The following is a 17481-nucleotide window of genomic DNA, read 5'->3' on the forward strand; positions in this document are numbered from 1 at the left end:
TATATGAATTTATTAATTATATATTAGCAGAAAATAAGGCTTTATATACAATTTTGTAAAATTATAGTTATCACGTCATATCGAGCATTTCTTCAAAATTCCCTTCATTAATCGAATAAACATAAAGAAAGAAGAAGCACTAGCATCTCTTCTTTCTACAAATCATTTCTTCTATAATAGCTTTATTATTAAATATAAATTTCTTCTTTCCAACTACTAGATTTTGATTTGACCACAATTAAATTTTCACTTTCCCATTTTAATGTGCCTAGAAATCTTGAATACACCATTTCGTTACCTACCTCTTCCACCAATAATTGATCGCGAATCTTTAAACCCTTTTCATCGTACACCTCACATCGTAGTTGGAAACCTTTAACACGATGAATTCCTTTTAATATCGCTATCTTCTTACGGCTTGGGCTTTTTTTAGGTGTCTTTCCTACTAAAAATATCCCTTCATAGTTTCGTTTCACAATTTCTCCCAAAGACTCTTCGACATACTTTCTAACAATAGATGGTGAGAGAGTAGAGTTTTCTTCAAGTCCGGGGATAACATATTGATGTACTAATTTACAAAACTCATTGTATTTCTCTTCAACTGAATCAAGTGTTAAAAATTTCATAAAATCGTAAGGAACATATACACAAATTTCACCTAAATCTCTATTCACTTTATATGAAATATCAGTATTTTCATTAGCTAAACAATAGACAGTAACTTGCTCAATCTCTCCCAATCCCATTTCAAACTCGTTAATTTTCTTTGAGAAAATTAACTCAAAAATCCTAATTTCATGCACACGCAAATAATGTTTTTTAGGACGTTGTTTTTTCCAATCATAAAATTTTACTCCGAGCACTATAATTCACTCCTTTTAATAAAAAACACTACGAAAATAGTGTAATCTTTTACTTTCATAGCTTCACACATTCATTATATTAAAAATAAAGCTAGTTTTTTATAATTTTTTTGATATAATTACTTACGGGAAAAGGGAAGACATTTATCTTCCCTTGTGTTTTTATTTGCATCTAGTACTTTTGCTAGATGCTTTTTTTATATCATTTTACATAACTTCTATAGTAAGAGGATGATTCTATTGAAAAAATTCATAATTAGTTATTTAACATGCTTACTAGTTTTTTCTTTCATTGTAAATGTTTTACAGTATACACGAGTTCCCAATTTTGCAGATTCATGGGGACCAATTTGGATATCAATCATTATGTATATTATTCTTGGCAGTATCCCCGCTCTTATCGGTTGTTTATTAGGTGAATTTTGTTATAAAAAAATAAAAAGAAGTCATGAATTACAAATCGGCATTCCTTTATTTATACTGCTAGGTATTTCCTACAATCATTTATTCTTTACGTGGTTTAACGACAGAGATTTTCTATCCTTTAATTTAAATGCCTTTCTGGATACTGGCCTTCCTATTACTGTATCATCTTTATTGTTTTATCTTATAAGACGTCGTTAATTCTTTCATCATTGCATAAAAAAATGTTATTACTCTTATTAAATTGAGTAATAACATTTTCATTTAAAAACTACTTAACAAACTGGCTTCCAACTAGCATCCTTTATATCTTCGTTAGTCGGTTTTCTAACTGATTCAACAAAGCATTCCTCGCAAGCACCAAATACAATGAAATTTCTCTGTGCTTGTCTTAACGAAACTTCATTTGCTCCGCCTTCAAAGTCATGATCGTTAAACTGAACAGGATCATCTTCCCAATAACATATGTTACAAATTTCATATGTACCTGGTGGTTCTTCTTCTAACGTTTTATATCCGCAACATGGACAAGTGTATTTCATTTTGTCACTCCATTATTAACTGATTTTTTCTCCCATATATTTCGGTCCACAAAGAATGTAACAGCGCAAATCATAGTTATTCCCATGAAAAAGGTATTAGAATCTTCGTATGTAGTTGGAATTCCTACCGTTACGAAAACAATACTAAAAGCTAAAAGCAAATATAATAATAAAGATATAATATAGCTTAGTTTAAAACGTAAAATGATACCTCTAAACAATAGCTCACCAAGAAGACAGCCACCTAAAATAATAGGTACTCCGAAATACAATGTAAGGACTCCCATTTGCGAAGTAGCTTGAATTACCTTTCCAAGTATAGTCGGTGAAATCATCTCATTATTTTTTCCCATCCTATCATATAAATCAAGTACCGTTACTGAAATAAAAAAACTTAATATAGAAAATGAATACGGAATTAAAAATTTGCTCAATCTCATTCACCTCACTTTTCCCTTCACATATATTATTCATTATTTTCTATCATTTTTACATAAAAAAATAACCCTCTATGATAAAACATAGAGGGAAGAGCTTTGAAGTGAACCCGAAAACAGAACACATATCAAAACACCTAAACCGTCTGTTCCCTATATTCTTTAGGGGACAAGTGGTTTAGGTGGTTTATTAGAAGGTAGTACCTTCTTTTTTGTAATATTCTTTTGAAATCTCTTCATAAAATGCTGCCGATGTCGCGTAGAAATAAGGTGCAGACCATAAGAAACCGATTCCTAAGGTAAGAATACTTAAAAGGAACCAGCCAAGGAAGCTTAAGCATAGTAAAAAGTAATCCATTTTATGTCCATTCATCATATGGCGACTTTCAGTAATCGCTTGATTCGCTGTGTATTCTGGACGATCATTCAAAATAAAATACGTCATAGAATAAGAAAATGATTTAATAATACCCGGAATAATAAGAAGTAATGTCCATAGCATCAAGTATACATACATTAGTAAATATGTTAAAAACGACTTCATAATCTTACTTCCATCGCTAAACCATCTAAATAAATCACCAATGCGAGCACTAGTCTCACGGATTACATTTAAAACAAGATAGTAGGCGCCTATTGTTAACGGACCGATAACAAGCATTGCAATAATACTTACTGTAAGCGAATCACTTGCTTCTTCCCAACCCCAAAACATCGAGAAAACACCTGTAATTAGAAGTTCAACAGCTCCAATAAGGATTCCGACTAATAAGGTTGCCCCTACCGCTAATCCCCATTTTCCTTTTAATGCATCAAGTGCTTCTCTTTTTAACTGACTTATCATATATAGCCTCCTAATACTTTTTCTATATTAGTATACCATTTATATCAAAAATCCCACAGATTTTCCTGAAATAGAAGTATACTACCTTTTTTTCTGATACGTATTGAGAAATGTGAGCTGTATTTGCACCCATATATGAATCAAACTACTCATTTCTCCATAATAAAAAAGCCTGCCTTTCATACTAGGCAAGCCATTTCATTTAATCCTCACATATTCTCTTCTTATACCAATCCTGCATTCTCTCCGCATCTTCTACTCTCGTATGCTCTAGTTTATAATTCGATGATGCACTAGAAAACGTATACGTACATAAATCCGCTCGGCGCTGGAAATATGATTGTGTTTTTTCAATTGATTGGACGTGTCTTCTTCTTACAAGTCCTGTATGTTTCCCAATACTACGATGTATAATCGTAATTTGTTCTCCGTTTACACCGTAACCATTTGTTTTAAATGTTGCGTATCCAAGTGTAAAGATGAGGATAGCTAGCGGTAACAACGCCCACATGATGAAATACTTTTCAAAGTATATGCTTATCCCAGTAAGCGGGATTGCTAGCATTGCGAAGAAAATGAAACTATCAATTAAATAACGGCGCAAGGCTGCTTTTGGTAATGCAGTAATATTTGTATTCAGTTCATATGGCAATTGTAAATGAGCGAGTAACTCTTGCACACGATCTTTTCGAATAATCGGATGCAGCGTAACTTTGTCTTTCTCTTCTCCCAATCCCTTACTTTGAATAACTTCGACTTGCACAGCACAATAACCGAACATCTGACGGAAAATACCTTCTTTTATCGTAATCCCTTGAATGCGGTGTAACTTTAGTACAAGTTCTTTCCTTTCAAGTAATCCTTGAGAAATACGCACTTCATCGTTTTTTCGATTTACTGTGAAATTACCATGTTTTAACGCGTAACCAATTGTAGATATAATCCACGAAAGGACGAGTAAAATAGCTACCATGTAAATCCAGCCGTATATATCATGATCCATTACATACGACTCTACGCTATTTTTTATCCATTTCGGAATGTACTCATCTACTTGGTGATACACGAAAAAGATTAATGAGAATAATAGTCCAAACTGACCAGATGTAACAGATGCTAATAAAATTTCTTTCAAAGTTAATTTGTACTCTGTCGCTTGCTTTTCCTCTGTCATAACTTCTTTTTCTACTACTTCTTCTGATGTTTCTTCTGCTTTTACTTCTGGAGTTGGCTCATTTAGTAAGGAAATAAGCTCCTTCGCCTCATCTTCTGTAATACCAGCTAGGCTTACTTCGGCATCATCGCCTCCGCCAGCTGTTTCGATTTGAATTTTCTTTAAACCGAGCATTTGATATAACACGTTTGAACTTGTATTAATCGTTTGGACACGTTCTTTATTTAAGTAGCTCTCCTTCTTCACAAAGAGCCCTTGTTTAACATGTAATACGTTATTTTCAACCCAGTATGTTGTGTAATACCATTTCTCAAACGCTGAAAAAACGGTGAGTAAACCGAATCCAGCGGGAATTAAATACCAAAATGGAAACTTTCCATTTAAACTAAACATGAAAATAAGTAATGGTATAAAGTCTGTTATTTTTAATTCTAATAACATCGTAATGGGATGCTGCCTCTTATACATCCTCATCACTCACTTTCGCTAATTCTGCAATTCTCGTTTTTAACATTTCCGCTTCATACATCGTTAAGCCTGGAATGCTATGAGAAGTTGCCGCTGTTGAAATATGTAATTCTGCTAATCCATGTTTTCTCATAATTGGCCCTTGTTCAATCGTAACGTGCTGTACACGAATCATCGGTACTAATACGCGCTTTACGACGAAAAGACCGTGCTGAATTTCAAGCTCTTCTTCATTTAATTGATAGCTATAATAACGCTGACGCAGTTTCGGGAATAGGAAGTACTCAAATGGTGCTAGTGCAACTGTTAACCCGATCAGCACATACAAAATCCACGCCCACCAATCAAACTTTATCATAAGGAACAGGTAAGCTAAAATGACGAGAATACCGATCCCTTCTTCAATTACAGCACGAACTTTCCACACCTTGATCATGTCAGGATGAATTTCATTTTTCAATGGATCCATGTAACCACTCCAAATCTATTAATCTAATATATGAATTGTCTCAATCTATATTTTACATAACTTTACATAAAATTGAAAATTTATTATTTATCCTCTTTTTTCTCAGGAATAAAATATCCGAACCAAAGCAGCCAAACTAAACTAATTAACGCGAACCAACCTTTATCCGCTTGGAAAGCTTCAATCATACCTGGGATTTTATAAATTCCAATTAACCCCAGAAAACCGAGCCACCAGTTTTTCTGCATTTTCATTTTTATTCCCCCTCCTTCATTACGTTTTTCACATTTCGAATCCAAATTTCTTTATACTTTAACTGGAATCCTATTAATATGTAATTACTCATATTATCAATAACGAGCGCTAACGTATGCGCGTTTTCTTCAGTTGCATGTCGTGACACAACACCAAGTTCCACACCTTTCTTTAATAAATCGTGGAATCCATTTAAAAACTCTTCTTGTATTTCAAATAAGCGTTTCTGGTACTTTTCATTTCGCGTCGCAGTTACGATGAATTCATTTATAACGCGTAATATGCCTTCTTGACCTCTATACTCCGATAACATATGTAAACCATCTGCGATTAACTTTTCTGCAAAGTTTTCTTTCGTATATTGTTCTTTATCGAAGTAACCCACGAAATAATATCCAGAAAAAATCTCTTCAAATAAAAAATCAACTAGCGCTTCTTTAGACGGAAAATGATAATAAATAGCTGGCTTTGATATACCTACTTCTTTCGCAATCATTGAAAGACTCATCTTCTCAATGCCATGCTCTGCCATTAGTTTAAATGATGCCTCTACAATGTGCTGCGATGTTTGTAAATTCTTTGTCATACTGTACCTCACTTATTTTTACTTACCGGTCGGTAAGTAAATTGTAAAATGAAAATGAATGATTTGCAAGTTAATTAGAGTTTTAAAAGGAACTTCTTGATGAACCTAGAAAAATATAAAGTAAAAACAATGTATAACGATAAGGAGGGTTTTCATATGGGATCTGGCGGTAAAGGTGGTAGCGGCGGCGGTGAAGCTGGACAAGATGGTAAGGGCGTTAGTAGCAGTTATATATTACTCATTGTGCTCTTTATCATATTAATCGTAGTTGGAGTCAGCTATAGTGGACTTGGTCTTTAACTTCCACCAGTAAGGGCACACAAAATAGAAAGCTCCGGTTATATTTAACAGCCAGCACTTTCTATTTTCAGTACTCTTATAATGTTTCAGCTATATTTCGCGCTCTGCCGCACACGTAAATCATTATTGATCATCCACAATAATATACGCTGTTCTAATTGGCCCATGTACACCTACGACAAGGTTCATTTCAATATCCGCACTATTTGACGGACCCGAAACGAAGTTCACACAAGCCGGCAAGTTTTCTCCCGCTTTATTTTGATTATGGATCAGTTTTGTAGCTTGGGTTAACCTTGGTACAATCGTACTTTTAGGAACGATTGCAATATATGACTCCGGAAGAAGACTCACATGTCTTCCTTTTAACCCGTCATTAAATAGTACAACGGTTCCTGATTCTGCCAAAGTCATATCACTGAACGTAATGCCAAGGTCAGCAGCTTTCGCAAATTTTATGTCCTCTTCTTTATGATCTAATCCCCATGTACGAAAATGTGTTGTTCCTTCATTGCTGAAACATGGTGTAAGACCATACTCATTAAAGCGCTCATCATTCGAACATATAACAGATTCGATATTCCAATCTTTTATAAAAGACCCCAATGTTTCAACAAGATTTTCCTTTGTTGTTCGCTTTACTTCTGTATGAATAACTTCGCAGTGCTCTATTAACTTTAATACAAGTTCATCTTGCGCCAGTCCGTCAAAAACATTCCACTGCGGGGAAAAAGACCAGTTCGGTTTTTTCACTGCTTCTGGACGTTTCCTACCAAGCTTTTCTGATAACTGGAGTAAAAATCCCTCACGATTTTGGATGGCCATCATTGTTCTCCTTTTCGTGTTTTTCAAACCACTCTCGAAACGGTTGTTTTTTCGGAACTGGAAAATCTCTCGCATCCGTCCAAGCTTTTAACGGCCCAATTCCGCGCTCGATCTTATCCCCTTTTGCAAGAGGTTTTAATGCATACGGAGCGCTCTTCGCTGCAAAAGAAAATAGTCTAGGACTCTTCACCGCTTTTTCAAAACCTTTCATAGCCACGTTCCAAGCTACAGGTGATCGTTTTTCTTCTACAATGCGGCTGCGATGTTTAATTAATAAGTCATGTAACGGGATTTTCACTGGACACGCTTCTGTACAAGCACCACAAAGGCTAGATGCGTAAGGTAAATCCTTATATTCATCATATCCCCCTAAAAGCGGTGTCAACACAGCTCCAATTGGTCCTGGATAAATAGAGCCATATGCATGTCCACCAATATGCCTGTATACAGGACACACATTAATACATGCCGCGCAACGAATGCACTGGAGGACACTTTGGAATTCCGTTCCTACAATATCGGAACGACCATTATCAACAATGACTAAATGAAATTCCTCAGGTCCATCTTCCCCGCCAGGCTCAGTTAACCCTGTAATATAACTTGTTAACTTTTGTCCTACAGAACTTCGGCATAGAAGTGTTACTAAAACATCAAGCTCTTCCCATGTCGGAACAATACGCTCCATCCCCATAACTGTAATCAACGTTTTCGGAAGTGTCGTAGTAAGTCTTGCATTTCCTTCGTTTGCTACGATAGAAATTGATCCAGACTCTGCAACAGCAAAGTTACATCCAGTCACTCCTATATCCGCTGCAAAAAAATCATCACGTAAATAATCTCTTACAAACCTCGCCATTTCCGTAGGATCAGATGTTCCAGTGTAATTTAACTTTGTTTTAAATATTTCACAAATGTGTTCTTTATCTTTGTGAAGACATGGAACAACAATATGCGAGGGAGGATCGTGGTCGTTCACTTGTAGAATAAATTCAGCAAGATCTGTTTCTAACACTTCTGCTCCAGCTTCTTCAATCGCTTCATTTAAACTAATCTCTTCTGTTACCATCGATTTTGACTTCACAATTTTTTTCGCATTTTTCTTTTTTACAATCTCTTTTACATATTCCCTTGCGTCTTCTGCAGTCTTTGCGAAATAAACGAAACCGCCGTTTTTTTCAATATTTTCACTTAGCTGATGTAAATAATAATCAAGGTTTTCTAATGTATGCTTTCGAATTTCTTCTCCTAAAGCTCGCCATTCTTCCCAGTTTCCAAGACTCTCAGTAGCTTTTAATTTCTTAACTCTAAGACCATCTTGCGCTTTCCTGACAGCCTGTCGCATAAATTGATCCCCAATGCCTGTTTCAGTACGCTTATGAAAGGGATCGTTCCCAATTTTCATTCCCATCTCTATATCCCCCTCTTATTTTCGATCTTCATTTAATACTTGAGCAATATGTTTTACATCAATCTGATAACCATTACGTGTTAAACGTCCTTTTATATTCATTAAGCAGCTACAATCCATCCCAATTAACAATTCCGCACCGGTTTCCATAATATGCTTTACTTTTTCTTCAACCATTTGCTCAGAGATTTCTGGCATTTTCACCGAGAATGTCCCTCCAAATCCGCAACAATCATAATTATGCGGCAATGAAACAACTTCCAGTCCCTTTACACACTTTAATAGTTTTTGCGGTGGTTCCTTAATCCCCATTAATCGGCTCATATGACAAGATGTATGAACCGTTGCTTTTTTATGAAGCTCTGCACCTAAGTCTTCTTTCCCTAATACTTCCACAAGAAATTGTGTGAATTCGTATGTTTTATTTCCAAGTTCAGTAGCTTTTTTCTTCCAATCCGCTTCACTTTCAGAAAACAAGCTAGAAAACTCGTGAACCATCATAGCGCAAGAGCCCGATGGTGCCACAACATATTCTGAACTAGCAAAGGCTTCAATCATATGTTTTGCAGCTGTTTTTGTTTCTTTCACATACCCGCTATTATAAGCAGGTTGTCCGCAGCAAGTTTGAGTTTTTGGAAAATCAACTTCACACCCTAAATCTTCAAGAATTTCCACAACATCTTTCCCTACTTCTGGATAAAAAACATCTGCAACACAAGTAATAAATATTGATACTTTCATATTTTGCACCCCTAAATACAGTAAAGTAAGCTCAAGTAACTTTATAACCAAATCTTCCTTTGTTGTATATTATTGGTAAGTATTAAAAAAATATGAATAAAAATATAAAAAAAGTGATTGAGGACTATCTCAATCACTTTTAATATGTAATTACCTCTTTTTTCCTTTTTAACTAATACTCCACATTACCTTAAACATTTTAATGTGTTTCTAATGGTATTTTCCCAATATCCGAAACATCTTTATGCTCGTATTTTATTACTTTAAAACCTGGTATTCGTAAAGTAATTGTATCAAAACCATAAGGTGGCATTATAGGTCCTTCATACGTAACAATTTGAATTGTTATATCATACTTATCATTAAATTCATCTCGGACAATATCAATAACTCTTGCCGAATCAAAAAGCCTTGATTCACCATAATACGTTTTTGTTGCATTAAGTATCTCTATTCCAATCGCTCTTAGAAATGCTTGCTCCAATATAACTTCGCTACCAACCGTAGGAAGTTTCTTTTTCTCAATTTTAACGACTTTCCAAACGTTATTTTCTTTTTTTAGCGTATATAACAGATTTAATCCATCTAATTTGACTGCGTGCATATAAGCAATGTTTTCTTTAACATAAATCCTTGGTTCTCTAACCCATGTCCATATATCACCCTGTAATACAGATAAAACTACCTTACCTAAAGGTGAAACTTGTCCTTTATCATTATAAAAAGGGAACTCCCTAAAGAAATAGATATCTTTAACCCCTTTTAAATCAATATCAAAATAATACTGATTAATAAATTCTTGACTCTGTGCTTCTTGCTTTGCAAAAACAGTAGAAGTAGTGATAAAAAATAAAACGCTAAAAATAATACATAAAATTTTTTTCAAATAAGGTCACCTACCTTTTCTCGGTAGGTATTTTCTCCAACAAAACTAAATACAACACTATAATTTATTTGAGATTGTTATTAATGTAGGATTAAAATAAAGTTTGAACGAAAGGTTTCCTTCATTCCTTGTTTAATAACGACTACATATACAGGAATTTGGTTTCCTTATCTAGAATCTAATATTTTATATTTTAGATTAAAGGGGATAATTTATGAATATTCACTACAGTCATAACAAAGAAGATATCAACGTAATTGAACTTAAAGAAATTTTTCAAAGGGTAGCCACTTGGAAAATGCCAACAGACATAAAGGAATGGGAGGAAATGTTGGAAAATACCCCGCTATTAATTACAGCATTCGATGATGATAAAATTATTGGTTTTGCACGTATGCTCACAGATTATGTGCGTTGGGGAGAGATTTACGATGTAGTAGTGGATGAATCGTATCAAGGTAAAGGGATTGGCAAACAGTTAATACTACATCTAACTAACCATCCTAAAGTGAAACGAGTTCGTACCATTTCCTTAGGAACAGAAGATAAAACCTCATTCTATGAAAAATTAGGTTTTAGAAATATAAATAATTATAACGGTCATTATCTCATTCTAGTTAGAAAAGACAGAGACCACACCTTAGCATAGGGGTTAACTGTCGAAGTCCTCTATCTCTTTCAAAAATATATTTCGACTGAACATTTTCACCTTATATACTACTTTAACTACCGAGACATTAAACCGTGCTCGCTCCATTCCTTCATCCGTCAGAAAATAATGACTGTTTTCGTAAAGATTGTTACTACGTTGCCTACCCTTCCCTCCATTGATATTACTATATCAATGGAGGCGATGTGGCGTAATGTGTACAAAGATTTTGCAACACTTTCCAAAACAGAACATCACGAATTGTTCCGAGCCATCCAGCAGGACATGAAATATAGAAGTATATATGCGATGAAGGGAGTTTTGCATCTTGAAGAAACAAATCGGCATGATTGTATCTGCATTCACTTGTGTATCCATCCTTTTAAGCGGTTGTGGAACAACAAAAACCAACGAAACCCCGAAAACAGAAACGGTACAAACGACAAAGGATGTAAGGGAATTGGTTTAGAACTCGTTATCGCAAGCAGAGAAAGATGAAGTAGATGGCAGTTGGAAAGATGCCAAAGTCAGCAAGGTAATAGCGGATACAACCAAATATCAACTCGCTGATACGTCATTCAAAGGAAAAGAAGTAACACTCGTTACCATTCCGGCTAAACAGCGAGAGTTGTTAGGCGATATAAATAAACTCGTGGACGAACCATCAGGTAAGATCGTAGGGAGTTCGATGAGGAAGTAGGAATGAAGAGGGGTAAAGCCCCTCTTCGTTTTTGCATCAAAAGCAACAATATCTACGAAAACAGCCAAAATAATAAAGTGAAACTTTAATCAGTGGGGGTTTTGTTCATCCCCACTGATTATTAGTTGAACCAATCGGGCTTTTACGGGCAGTTGATCCCCCACCTAACTTCTTTGCTTCCGCTGAATTTTGAGGTGGGGGTCTTACTGCCCGTTAATGCGGGATAAATAGAAAAGCCTCCTAAATTACACATTTAAGAGGCTTTCTTTTTTGATAAAACAAATCAATTTCTATTAAGTAATCGCATACGATAACAATTCATCGTCACTTCCCCAAGCCTTTGCAACAATTGATAATTCGCATATGCTCCGACCGGGGCACCGATGATTGGAACGAGTTGAAGCATTTTTGCTAAATCGATATAGTCTCGGTATTCTGTTTGGAACTTTTCCCAGTCCATATGATTTTCTTCTTCTGTATCCCACGTTTCAATCGCTTTCCATACTTCTTTTCGGTAATCGTCACTTGAAAAAGCAAGCTGGAAAACGTGAAGAATAAAAAGGCGCTCTTCTTTTTTACTCGTATCAAATCCGTACAATGTTGCTGCATCAAATAAAAATTTTATTTTAATAGTAAGTAATAACGGGAAATCGGCAAGGCCAAGGAGAATACCACCTGCTCCTGTTCCTGCCCCTTCTGCCGCTGCGACTTTTTTATATTCGTCCATTTTTTTACGTACTTCATCGTCTCGTCTTTGCAGTGACCAGTTCGTTTCTTTTAGCTTCGGTTTTATGAAGTTTGATCCAGCGCTAATTGTTTGCACCATCATCCGAATCGTTTCTGTTAGTACCTTTTGCACTTTCGCGGGCACTAGTTGTTGCACTTTCACCTGCACTTTTTTAGAGAACCGTGTCATCATAGAAGAATCTTTCATGAATGTAGCTTTCCACTGCTCCAATTCTTTTCTAACCTTCTCTTCATATGTAATCATAGGTTCATTCCTTTCAGTTTAAACGCTCAATTCGTTTCGCACCGTATTGATAAACGAAACCGATACTAAATATTATACTTACGACAAATAAAATGCCGGTCATTATGAAATCTTTCGTCGCAAGTGCAAATATAATTGTAAATACAACGCTACCAATGATAAGAATCGCATTTAATAAAGTAAGAAAATCTTTCTTCTTCTCGTCGCCACCTACTGGATATAAATCAAGCCAAATTTTCATACGGTGATGCTTCCAAAGAGTTAATAGCTGGTAGCCGATTAAGTATAAGAAAACAAGGCTTACGATAAAGCGTCCATATAAAAATGGGATAAAGTAAAGAATGACGCCACCAAGAACGAGTAAACGCATATATAAACCGAAATAGTTACCTGATCGTAAAAACGTTCTCGTATATAAGTATAAATATGTACGGTTCTCACCAATTATCGAAAGAATGAAATCAAGCCATTTCCGGCGTGATACTCTCTCTTTTAACGCTGGTACATCAACGAACATATTCGCAATGCGGTACAGCAGCATCATTTTTTTACCCTCTTCAGAAATTAAATACTCCCAGTTTAGCGGCTTTCCTTTCACCTTTTGATGCATAACAGCAAGGTATAGCGCCATTAAAAAGACAATCACACCGGTAAAAATGACTGAAGTACGTTCTACAAGGACGTACACAAATAAGCCATTTAAAATAAAACGAATAAACCAATCCGCTCTTTGTACATTTTGATCTGTTAAAAATGATTTTTCCCACGCTACGAATAAATTCCACGCTTTTACAATGACAAACGCGATTACAATCCATATGTAATTGGCACCTGTTTGTTTCATTTGCTGGAAGTATAACGGGGCAAGCGCAGCGGCTACCATTGCGATTATGTATAACTGAATCATAAACGTAAAGAGAAATGCCTTCGTAAAGTAAGGCTTTAACTTTTCTTCAACTGGCAGCAAATACACGAGATCCGCTTCTTTTAATAACGTTTGGATGGACCCAGCTGTTAATATGAGGCCAAGTAAGACTGCCATAACAATCGCTGTCGGAAACGAAGGTGTTAACGTTTGTAACCATTGCTGGTAATAATACGCTCCTGCACCGATGATAAATACGAAAATAAATTTCAAATGATCATTAAATACGTATTTACTATATGTACGAACTTCTTTTAGAAAGTGCCGAAATCGTTCTTTCCATAACGCTGTGCTATTCATAATCTTCTTCCTTCGTTAACGCAATATAAATATCATCAAGTGTTGCACCAGGCATATTAAACCCAGATTGAAGTTCTGATAATGTTCCCATCGCTCTCACTTCACCTTGATGCAAAATGATGAATGAATCACAATAGCGCTCTGCTGTCGCTAAAATATGTGTACTCATTAAGATGCCCGCACCACTCTTTTTCATTTGATCCATCATTTGAAGAAGTGATTGAATCGCTAACGGATCAAGCCCAACGAAAGGTTCGTCCACAATGTAAAGTGATGGCTCAACTAAAAATGCACTCATAATCATCACTTTTTGTTTCATCCCCTTTGAGAAATGAGACGGAAACCATTTTAAGCGATTTTTCATGCGAAATTCATGTAATAATTGTCCTACACGTTCTTCATATTGTTTTTCATCTACGCCGTACGCCATCGCCGTTAATTTCAAATGCTCTTCTAACGTTAACTCATCATATAATACTGGCGTTTCTGGAATGAAGGAGAAACTAGAACGGTACGCTGTCATATCATCACGAATTGTTTTCCCATTAATTGTGACAGTTCCTTTTTTCGGCTCCATTAAACCGATGATATGTTTAATTGTCGTACTTTTCCCAGCCCCATTTAAACCGATCAAGCCGACAAGTTCGCCTTTATTAACAGAGAACGAAACATTTTGCAGTACAGGTCGTTTCGTATATCCTCCTGTAACATTTTCTACACGCAATAACTCGCTCATACGACACCACTTTCTTCATTAGTATTCATTCTATATTCATCTTACCAAAAATTGTGCTGTACTACATAGTATCGATGTCTCCAAAAAAAATTAAAATTTCTTCGCATATATTTTTACGAAAGCGGACATCATAATTAAGGAAGAAGGAACACACTTGAAAAAGCAACCACCAATTGATGAGTACAACAACATAGTGAAGTCATCATGAAATGGGGTGTCCAAGTTGGACAATGAAATTTACACATAACCAGATAATTTGTTTCATTTTCGAAACGGGGTGTCTCCGAAAGAGCATATACTGTTTTAAAAAATAAACAATTTCATTTAATAAAAGATTGCAATTCATTTCACTTGAAAATGGGGTGTCTACGGCAGAGACTTTAGCCGATTTACCGTGCATTTCTTAAATAAATGAGGTGTCTGTGAAAGAGCATATACTGTTTTAAACACTAACAATTTCATTTAATGCAAGATTGCAATTCATTTCACTTGAAAATGGGGTGTCTACGGTAGATATTTCAGCCGATTTACCATGTATTTCTTATATAAATGAGGTGTCTGCGAACCGTAAATTATAAAAAATGCTTTTTCAATCCCTCTTCAGAAAACAGGAAGCTGAGTCAGCTTCCTGTTTTTCGTGTTTGTTCTCCTATGTAATTATGGTAAAATACGGCTAAGACCATTTGAAAGGATGAGATCGATGAATCATACAGCGGACAATTGTATTTTTTGTAAAATCATTGACGGGCAAATCCCTTGCTCAAAAGTATACGAAGATGAACATGTACTTGCATTTTTAGATATTAGTCAAGTAACAAAAGGACATACTCTTGTTATTCCGAAAGTTCACAAACAAGACATTTTTGCGTTAACGCCAGAAATCGCATCACATATTTTTGCTGTCGTTCCAAAAATCGCAAATGCAATGAAAGCAGAATTTAATCCAGTTGGTTTCAACCTACTTAACAATAACGGCGAGAAAGCTGGACAAACTGTATTCCACTTCCACCTTCATTTAATTCCACGCTACGGTGAAAACGATGGTTTCGGTGCTGTTTGGAAATCACACCAAAATGAATACACAATGGAAAATTTACAAAACATCGCAAGTACAGTTGCAAATAGTGTGAAATAGTGCCACTATAATAAGAAGTAATACATAATAAGCCGATTCCTCTGGCATTTATTGTATGGCTTCTTTCTTCACAAAAAATGCCGGGGATATGATTTTTTGTGCATAGCATGTACAAGGGGAAGAAAAGCTCACTTTTCTTCCCCTTGTCTTAAAGATATGCACGCTTTTATACATCATGAATACGAACGAAAAATAAGGAGGTTTCCTTTTATGTCAAAAGCTAAATCCTTTATTACAGGTGTACTTTGCGGCGGAGCAGTTGCTGGACTAGCCGTTCTTTTCTCAACTCCTTCTTCTGGTAAAGCTATGCGCGGTAAGCTGAAAGAAAAAGGAACTGATATTAAAAAAACATTAGCTGATATTACAGCTGATACGAAGTTATTAAAGCGTCAAATCGTTGAAACTGCTTCAGAAGGTAAAGAAGTATTCCAAGAACTAAAAGACGATATGCATGACACGCTTTCTAACTGGAAACAAGATATTTCTCAAAACAAACGACATATTGAAAAAGAAATTTTAGACATTCAAAAGTCAATTGAGAAACTACAAGAAGCCGTTCCAGAAAAAGCGTAAACATATTCCTGCTTAGTTTTTTGCATATAACAAATATTTTTCATACGAATTGACCTTAACACGGCATATCACATAGATATGCCGTGTTTTTATGCATTTACAATATATGTTATCCCTTAACATGTAAAGACAACACATGTATTCTTGACTCATAAAACGCTTCCATAGTTATGCATGATTTGTATAGAATGTTATTTTTCCGAAAAATTTTCACAATTCTCACAAAAAGACTTTATTAATTTTTATTTTACTGGCATAATAGATAATAATGAAAAAAGAATGTTAAAGTGGGTGAGTAAATGAAAAGTGGAGAAAAAAATTACTCGGTAAAAGAAGCGATGATTTTCAGCCAACGTATTGCTCAATTATCGAAAGCGTTATGGAAATGCGTAGAGAAAGATTGGCAACAATGGATTAAACCTTACGATTTAAACATTAACGAGCATCATATTTTATCAATCGCTTATCATTTAAAAGGGGCTTCTATTTCTGAGATTGCTAAGTTTGGAGTTATGCACGTATCAACGGCGTTTAACTTCTCTAAAAAGCTAGAAGAACGCGGCTATCTTGTATTCTCTAAAAAAGAAGATGATAAACGAAATACGTACATTGAAATTACAGACAAAGGGGAAGAATTACTACTTCGCTTAATGGAGGAGTATGACCCTGAAAATAATTCTGTTTTTAATGGGGCACTTGAACTTCGTAATTTTTACGGTAAGTTCCCAGAAAATATCGAACTTATTGCGATCCTTCGCAATATTTACGGACAGGACTTCATCGATATTTTTGAGAAATCATTAGAGAATATTGAGGAGAACTTTACGGAGACCGATCAAAAATTAGTTAAGAAATAATCTATTTATCCTTTCGCAATCATGCGTAAGAATTCATTCATAAGTGGCACAAATAAGCCCTGTTTTGCTAGCGCTTCCGCAGTTTCGTGTACTTCGAGCTGATGTGGAAGCGCTTTTTCAAATTGATCTAATAGCGCATCAAACAATAGAAGGCCTTCTGCTTTCTCCACTACATATTGTTCGTTCAGTTTTTCACAAAGTTTTAGTATACGTTCAATGTCTTTTTTACGAGCTTTTTTCTTTATGATTAAAGAATAAAATGGACACTTTTCTTCATCAATCATTTTAAATAGTAGGTCTACGTAGTATTCAGCTTGTTCTAGTCTTCTTACAACGTCCATTTTCTCCCTCGCTTCCTAACACAAAGTCTTCTATTTCTGAATTTTGTAAC

General features: G+C 35.4%; 23 protein-coding genes. 7 read left to right on the plus strand and 16 right to left on the minus strand.

Features of this window, described 5'->3' with window-relative positions; translation table 11 throughout:
• Window positions 1-188 precede the first annotated feature (188 nt).
• Window positions 189-863, minus strand: coding sequence for a hypothetical protein (locus ABH955_RS14245; RefSeq protein WP_404448260.1), 675 nt, complete (start codon window positions 861-863; stop codon window positions 189-191).
• 240 nt (window positions 864-1103) lie between these two features.
• On the opposite strand from ABH955_RS14245, the gene ABH955_RS14250 reads away from it, so the two are divergent.
• The gene (locus tag ABH955_RS14250) at window positions 1104-1487 is read left to right on the plus strand and encodes a hypothetical protein (protein WP_404491238.1); all 384 of its coding nucleotides are present in this window, start codon (window positions 1104-1106) and stop codon (window positions 1485-1487) included.
• A 74-nt stretch (window positions 1488-1561) separates the two neighbouring features.
• Here ABH955_RS14250 and ABH955_RS14255 read toward each other — a convergent pair whose 3' ends face one another.
• The 7 genes from ABH955_RS14255 to ABH955_RS14285 all read right to left on the minus strand — a co-directional run bounded on the left by ABH955_RS14255 (window position 1562) and on the right by ABH955_RS14285 (window position 6061).
• Window positions 1562-1828, minus strand: coding sequence for a CPCC family cysteine-rich protein (locus tag ABH955_RS14255; protein ID WP_078176854.1), 267 nt, complete (start codon window positions 1826-1828; stop codon window positions 1562-1564).
• Window positions 1825-2262: a hypothetical protein gene (locus ABH955_RS14260; protein ID WP_404455776.1), complete on the minus strand. Its 438-nt coding sequence runs from the start codon at window positions 2260-2262 to the stop codon at window positions 1825-1827. The genes ABH955_RS14255 and ABH955_RS14260 overlap by 4 nt, the downstream gene beginning before the upstream one ends.
• Window positions 2263-2455: 193 nt before the next feature.
• Window positions 2456-3109 carry a DUF975 family protein gene (locus ABH955_RS14265; protein WP_404455773.1) on the minus strand — a complete coding sequence of 218 codons (654 nt, stop codon included), beginning with the start codon at window positions 3107-3109 and terminating at the stop codon, window positions 2456-2458.
• Window positions 3110-3311: 202 nt separating this feature from the next.
• Window positions 3312-4751, minus strand: coding sequence for a PH domain-containing protein (locus ABH955_RS14270; protein WP_404491239.1), 1440 nt, complete (start codon window positions 4749-4751; stop codon window positions 3312-3314).
• On the minus strand, window positions 4744-5220 hold the full coding sequence (locus tag ABH955_RS14275; RefSeq protein ID WP_404491240.1) for a PH domain-containing protein: 477 nt from the start codon (window positions 5218-5220) through the stop codon (window positions 4744-4746). Before ABH955_RS14275 ends, ABH955_RS14270 begins: the two co-directional genes overlap by 8 nt.
• An 83-nt stretch (window positions 5221-5303) precedes the next feature.
• The gene (locus ABH955_RS14280) at window positions 5304-5474 is read right to left on the minus strand and encodes a hypothetical protein (RefSeq protein WP_002188645.1); all 171 of its coding nucleotides are present in this window, start codon (window positions 5472-5474) and stop codon (window positions 5304-5306) included.
• A 2-nt stretch (window positions 5475-5476) separates the two neighbouring features.
• Window positions 5477-6061 carry a TetR/AcrR family transcriptional regulator gene (locus ABH955_RS14285; RefSeq protein WP_404491242.1) on the minus strand — a complete coding sequence of 195 codons (585 nt, stop codon included), beginning with the start codon at window positions 6059-6061 and terminating at the stop codon, window positions 5477-5479.
• 156 nt (window positions 6062-6217) lie between these two features.
• Here ABH955_RS14285 and ABH955_RS14290 point away from each other — a divergent pair, with 156 nt between their 5' ends.
• Window positions 6218-6361: a YjcZ family sporulation protein gene (locus ABH955_RS14290; RefSeq protein WP_106408435.1), complete on the plus strand. Its 144-nt coding sequence runs from the start codon at window positions 6218-6220 to the stop codon at window positions 6359-6361.
• A 123-nt stretch (window positions 6362-6484) separates the two neighbouring features.
• Here the strand turns inward: ABH955_RS14290 and ABH955_RS14295 are convergent, their stop codons facing one another.
• From ABH955_RS14295 to ABH955_RS14310, 4 genes are all read right to left on the minus strand, one after another.
• Window positions 6485-7186 (minus strand): LutC/YkgG family protein, encoded by a 702-nt coding sequence (locus ABH955_RS14295; protein WP_404491244.1) that lies wholly within the window; start codon window positions 7184-7186, stop codon window positions 6485-6487.
• Window positions 7167-8597: a LutB/LldF family L-lactate oxidation iron-sulfur protein gene (locus tag ABH955_RS14300; protein WP_404491246.1), complete on the minus strand. Its 1431-nt coding sequence runs from the start codon at window positions 8595-8597 to the stop codon at window positions 7167-7169. The genes ABH955_RS14295 and ABH955_RS14300 overlap by 20 nt, the downstream gene beginning before the upstream one ends.
• A 15-nt stretch (window positions 8598-8612) precedes the next feature.
• A complete protein-coding gene (locus tag ABH955_RS14305) occupies window positions 8613-9338 on the minus strand; it encodes a (Fe-S)-binding protein (protein ID WP_098883489.1) in 726 nt (241 codons plus the stop codon).
• A 199-nt stretch (window positions 9339-9537) separates the two neighbouring features.
• Entirely contained in the window at window positions 9538-10224 is a 687-nt protein-coding gene (locus ABH955_RS14310) for a DUF3888 domain-containing protein (RefSeq protein ID WP_404491248.1), read from the minus strand.
• Window positions 10225-10438: 214 nt separating this feature from the next.
• Here ABH955_RS14310 and ABH955_RS14315 point away from each other — a divergent pair, with 214 nt between their 5' ends.
• Window positions 10439-10873 carry a GNAT family N-acetyltransferase gene (locus ABH955_RS14315; protein ID WP_404491249.1) on the plus strand — a complete coding sequence of 145 codons (435 nt, stop codon included), beginning with the start codon at window positions 10439-10441 and terminating at the stop codon, window positions 10871-10873.
• Between the two features lie 328 nt (window positions 10874-11201).
• Window positions 11202-11342, plus strand: a complete 141-nt coding sequence (locus tag ABH955_RS14320; protein ID WP_404491251.1) for a hypothetical protein — start codon at window positions 11202-11204, stop codon at window positions 11340-11342.
• 514 nt (window positions 11343-11856) lie between these two features.
• Here ABH955_RS14320 and ecsC read toward each other — a convergent pair.
• The 3 genes from ecsC to ecsA are packed head-to-tail and all read right to left on the minus strand — an operon-like array spanning window position 11857 to window position 14525.
• Window positions 11857-12564 carry an ecs operon protein EcsC gene (gene ecsC / locus ABH955_RS14325; protein WP_002125776.1) on the minus strand — a complete coding sequence of 236 codons (708 nt, stop codon included), beginning with the start codon at window positions 12562-12564 and terminating at the stop codon, window positions 11857-11859.
• A 13-nt stretch (window positions 12565-12577) separates the two neighbouring features.
• On the minus strand, window positions 12578-13789 hold the full coding sequence (locus ABH955_RS14330) for an ABC transporter permease (RefSeq protein WP_404455747.1): 1212 nt from the start codon (window positions 13787-13789) through the stop codon (window positions 12578-12580).
• Window positions 13782-14525, minus strand: coding sequence for an ABC transporter ATP-binding protein EcsA (gene ecsA, locus ABH955_RS14335; protein ID WP_061674035.1), 744 nt, complete (start codon window positions 14523-14525; stop codon window positions 13782-13784). The genes ABH955_RS14330 and ecsA overlap by 8 nt, the downstream gene beginning before the upstream one ends.
• 700 nt (window positions 14526-15225) lie before the next feature.
• Here ecsA and ABH955_RS14340 point away from each other — a divergent pair.
• From ABH955_RS14340 to ABH955_RS14350, 3 genes are all read left to right on the plus strand, one after another.
• On the plus strand, window positions 15226-15660 hold the full coding sequence (locus ABH955_RS14340; RefSeq protein ID WP_404491253.1) for an HIT family protein: 435 nt from the start codon (window positions 15226-15228) through the stop codon (window positions 15658-15660).
• 210 nt (window positions 15661-15870) lie between these two features.
• Window positions 15871-16233, plus strand: coding sequence for a YtxH domain-containing protein (locus ABH955_RS14345; RefSeq protein WP_002011120.1), 363 nt, complete (start codon window positions 15871-15873; stop codon window positions 16231-16233).
• Window positions 16234-16532: 299 nt separating this feature from the next.
• Complete coding sequence (locus tag ABH955_RS14350; RefSeq protein WP_002011118.1) at window positions 16533-17090, plus strand: HTH-type transcriptional regulator Hpr; 558 nt, start codon at window positions 16533-16535, stop codon at window positions 17088-17090.
• Between the two features lie 5 nt (window positions 17091-17095).
• Here ABH955_RS14350 and ABH955_RS14355 read toward each other — a convergent pair whose 3' ends face one another.
• A complete protein-coding gene (locus tag ABH955_RS14355; RefSeq protein ID WP_002030209.1) occupies window positions 17096-17431 on the minus strand; it encodes a YhaI family protein in 336 nt (111 codons plus the stop codon).
• Window positions 17432-17481: the final 50 nt, after the last annotated feature.

Origin of the sequence: Bacillus sp. RC240, from assembly GCF_044907945.1 — a bacterium.
Lineage (GTDB): Bacteria > Bacillota > Bacilli > Bacillales > Bacillaceae_G > Bacillus_A > Bacillus_A mycoides.